Origin of the sequence: Mesorhizobium sp. B2-3-14, assembly GCF_006442175.1 — a bacterium.
In the GTDB taxonomy this organism is placed as follows: Bacteria; Pseudomonadota; Alphaproteobacteria; order Rhizobiales; family Rhizobiaceae; genus Mesorhizobium; species Mesorhizobium australicum.
Map to the genome: position 1 here is coordinate 1 of NZ_VFVP01000022.1, position 4119 is coordinate 4119.

Annotated in this window: 3 protein-coding genes; all 3 read left to right on the forward strand. The window is 64.3% G+C overall.

Features of this window, described 5'->3' with window-relative positions; translation table 11 throughout:
• A partial coding sequence (locus FJ950_RS30030; protein ID WP_140620692.1) for a collagen-like protein occupies positions 1-1242 on the forward strand: 1242 nt, incomplete at its 5' end.
• A gap of 609 nt (positions 1243-1851) precedes the next feature.
• Positions 1852-2748 (forward strand): DUF4347 domain-containing protein, encoded by an 897-nt coding sequence (locus FJ950_RS29375; protein ID WP_181171493.1) that lies wholly within the window; start codon positions 1852-1854, stop codon positions 2746-2748.
• Positions 2749-2752: 4 nt separating this feature from the next.
• A partial coding sequence (locus FJ950_RS29380; protein ID WP_246681406.1) for a DUF4347 domain-containing protein occupies positions 2753-4119 on the forward strand: 1367 nt, incomplete at its 3' end.

The following is a 4119-nucleotide window of genomic DNA, read 5'->3' on the forward strand; positions in this document are numbered from 1 at the left end:
ACTGGAGCAACCGGTTCGACTGGCGCCACAGGTGATACCGGCGCGACTGGCTCGACCGGAGCAACTGGCTCGACCGGAGCCACTGGCTCGACCGGCGCCACTGGCTCGACCGGCGCCACTGGTTCGACTGGCGCCACCGGTCCGACCGGAGCAACCGGCTCGACCGGCGCCACTGGCTCGACCGGCGCCACTGGTCCGACCGGAGCAACCGGCTCGACTGGAGCCACTGGCTCGACCGGCGCAACCGGCTCGACCGGGGCAACCGGCTCGACGGGTGCAACCGGGGCCACAGGCGCAACCGGCTCGACCGGAGCAACCGGCTCGACGGGTGCAACCGGCTCGACGGGTTCGACCGGGGCGACCGGCTCGACTGGAGCCACTGGCTCGACCGGCGCAACCGGCTCGACCGGAGCAACCGGGGCCACAGGCGCAACCGGCTCGACCGGCGCAACTGGTTCGACCGGGGCCACAGGCGCAACAGGCTCGACCGGCGCAACTGGTTCGACCGGGGCAACCGGGGCCACAGGCGCAACCGGCTCGACCGGCGCCACTGGCTCGACCGGCGCCACTGGTTCGACTGGCGCAACCGGCTCGACCGGAGCAACCGGCTCGACGGGTGCAACGGGTGCAACGGGGGCGACCGGCTCGACTGGACCCACTGGCTCGACCGGCGCAACCGGCTCGACTGGAGCAACCGGAGCCACGGGTGCAACCGGCGCAACTGGTTCGACCGGGGCAACCGGCTCGACCGGCGCCACGGGAGCGACTGGTGCGACAGGCTCGCAAGGTCCGACAGGCCCGACCGGAGGAACCGGTTCGGATGGTGGTGGTACTGGTGGTCATGGCAATAACGGCTTTGGCAATGGAGACCAGAATGCACCTGGTGGTTCCGGGAACAATAACAATGCCGAAAACGGCCCTGGTCACAAAGCCAACGTCACGGCCAATACGCTCGGGCTCAAGGACACGAAGCAGTTCCTGCAGTCCGGCTCGACTGATGGCGGCGGCGGTTCCGGCGGCCATGCGTCGGTCCGCAACCTGATCGGCCTTGCGACGACTTCGATGACGACAGACCTGCTGAATGTCCTCAAGACCGTCAGTGGATCTGGCCAGAACCCGAACAAGCCTTCCGGGGCGAGCACGGATCTTACTTCCGACCAGACCAAGCCTGGCGCCGGCTACGCCAGCAACGACCATACCGTCAAGACGACCCTGAAGGATCTCTTGAAGCCACATGAGTGAGCGGCGAACGGACTGGACGGTAACTGGTCTAGGTTGAAAAAAAAAGGACGCGCGGGCTTCGCTGGAGGCCCGCGCGTTGATCATTCTTCCTTGTCGGCTCGTGCAGCGTTCCTGTAGCGGGACGATAGCGGTCAGCACGAACTGGCACCCGGCAAGCTCCGCAGCTGGCGCCCTGCCAGGCGATTATTCGCAGAGTTACAGCAACTGAACGGAAGCCGGCAAGTATTCGGTTTTCAGGAACAATTTGAGCGAAGCCGACGCCTCCTATTGATCGAGGTCTGCTGCCTGGTTCTCTGAAATTTACCAATTCCTTACTTAATAGTTTACAAATCCCTAATTTTCGAATTTACTAATATGCGGGTATGGAGGGTGCCCGCAGATCGCACGGTCGGTGGCCGCAAGGTCTGTGCAGGTGGGTTGGACAGGGATCGGGTAGCAAGGCAGTTTCGCGCATGAAGAAGGGGCGTCTACAAGGCGCACCGTGACATGTCGCGTCCATGCCTATGCTTCGGCGGATGGCAGACGGTTTCCCATTCCGGAGTTCACTCGCGAGTTTGCCGTCGAAACATCGGCGGCATGGGTGTCAGGAGTGGGGTGGCTGTGAGTCAAATGTTTTCGCGTGTGCCCTGTGGGGGCGTTGGCGCATTCCCGCGGTTCGACGGGCGCCGGAGCGATCCGCTGCCGGACGCTGCGACTGATCGCCCGATCGCGCGGACCGATGCGCCCCGGGCCTCCGAACTCCTTTTCGTCGATCCCTCGGTATCCGATCTCGGCACGATCCTGCGAAATCTGAGGCCGGAGGTCGAAGCGATCGTGCTTAACGCCGAACGCCCGGCAGCGCGCCAGATGGCAGTTGCACTCGAACGCCGCGACGGCCTCGACGCGGTCCACGTCATCGCGCACGGCGCGCCGGGGCGGGTGAGCTTCGCGGCCGGCGAGTGGTCGGCGCGGACGCTGAAGGACGATGCTGACGATCTCGCTTCGATTGGCCAGGCGCTGGGCGATTCCGGCGAGGTGCTCTTGTGGAGCTGCAACGCGGGCGCCGGTGCGGCCGGAATGAATTTCATCGATGCGCTGTCGCGCACGGTGGCAGCGCCAGTTGCGGCGGCGAACGACTTGGTTGGGTCGCCGGCGCTAGGCGGCGACTGGAAACTGAACATTCAAACAAAGAACGCTGCGGCACAGCCGCCGCTGACCCGGGGGGGCATCATGAGCTACGCAGCAGTTCTGGCAGCGATAGAGATCACCGTATCCGGCTTGGTCCCGAGCGGCTTGGCGGCCGGCTCGACAACCTACTTCGTGGTAGACAGGGACCACGGCTCGATCGTCGGCAACATCAATCTGCCGAACATGGCGAACAGGGCCTTCCGGATCACCGTCAGGGTGCCCGGCGGATCGACGGGCCTCGATGTCGGCATCTTCGACGACGCCGGCAAGTTCACCTCGGCCGGCTTCACCGTGGATGTGCCCGCGCCTCCATCCGGCGCAGTTGGGCCGAAGGGGTGATGTCATGCTGAAGAACCTAATTCCCTTCCATAGCCCGGTCGCCTCGCGGCCCGGCCTTGGTGCATCAACATGGCAAGCTTCGCCCGAACACCCTCGGGGCCATCATGCGATGACGTCCGAAATCGTGTTCATCGATCCCGCCGTCAGCGATGTGCCGACCCTTCTGGCCGGGCTACGGCCAGGCGTGCAGCCGGTGCTGCTCGATGCCACGCGGCCCGCGGCCGCGCAGATGGCGGCGGCGCTGGCCGGTCGGCGAGGCCTGGCAGCGATTCACGTCATCGCCCACGGCGCGCCTGGACGCGTCGCTTTCGCGGCCGGCGAATGGTCGGCTGAGACGCTGGCGCGCGACGCCGGCTACTTGGCCGCGATCGGCATGTCCCTGGCAGAGGGCGGTGACCTGCGGCTTTGGAGCTGTGAGACGGGCAAAGCTAAGGCGGGCGGCGCGTTTGTCGAGGCCCTGGAGGACGCAACAGGCGCGAAGATTGGCGCGGCAACTTGGTTGATTGGTGCTACGGCACTAGGCGGACGTTGGGATTTGACTGTAGCCGGACCAGCCGGCACGCGCGCAGCTCCGCTGAACCAGGCTGGAACGGAAAATTATGCCAGCGTGCTGAGCGTGGAAGTTACGTTAACTGGGTCGCTCGATAATAACGGGTCTGTAAACACGATCCCCATCCAATATTACGTGACGAATTCAGCCGGTGTGATTGTCGGTAGTTTTTCATTGCCAGCAAAGGTTGTAGGTCCATTTAACTCTGTTCAGATAATACTTGAATTACCTTCAACTGGGATATCGACAACATATACTTTAACAGCACTGGTACCAACTGGTTTACCAGCAAATAATGCGGATTATAATATAGTATCTGCTGGGACATTCACCGTTCCAGCTACAGGCGTCGGCTCAGGCACGATCACTGCGAACACGTCCCCAAATGATGGTGTCTTCCAGCTAACAGCGGCCAGTTCCGCAACCTTCGCGGGCGCCACGGGACCAACGGGTGCTACCGGCGCTACAGGTGCCACCGGCGCTACGGGTTCGACAGGCGCAACTGGTTCGACTGGTGCAACCGGAGCCACAGGTGCGACCGGCGCCACAGGCTCGACCGGCGATACTGGAGCCACGGGCTCGACCGGAGCTACAGGCGCCACAGGCGCAACCGGCGATACCGGAGCGACTGGCTCGACCGGAGCCACAGGTGCTACGGGGTCCACTGGTGCAACTGGTGATACCGGAGCCACGGGTTCGACCGGAGCTACCGGCGCCACAGGCGCAACCGGCGATACAGGTGCGACCGGCGATACCGGAGCGACAGGGTCGACTGGTGCTACCGGCGCCACGGGTGCGACGGGCGATACCGGAGCGACCGG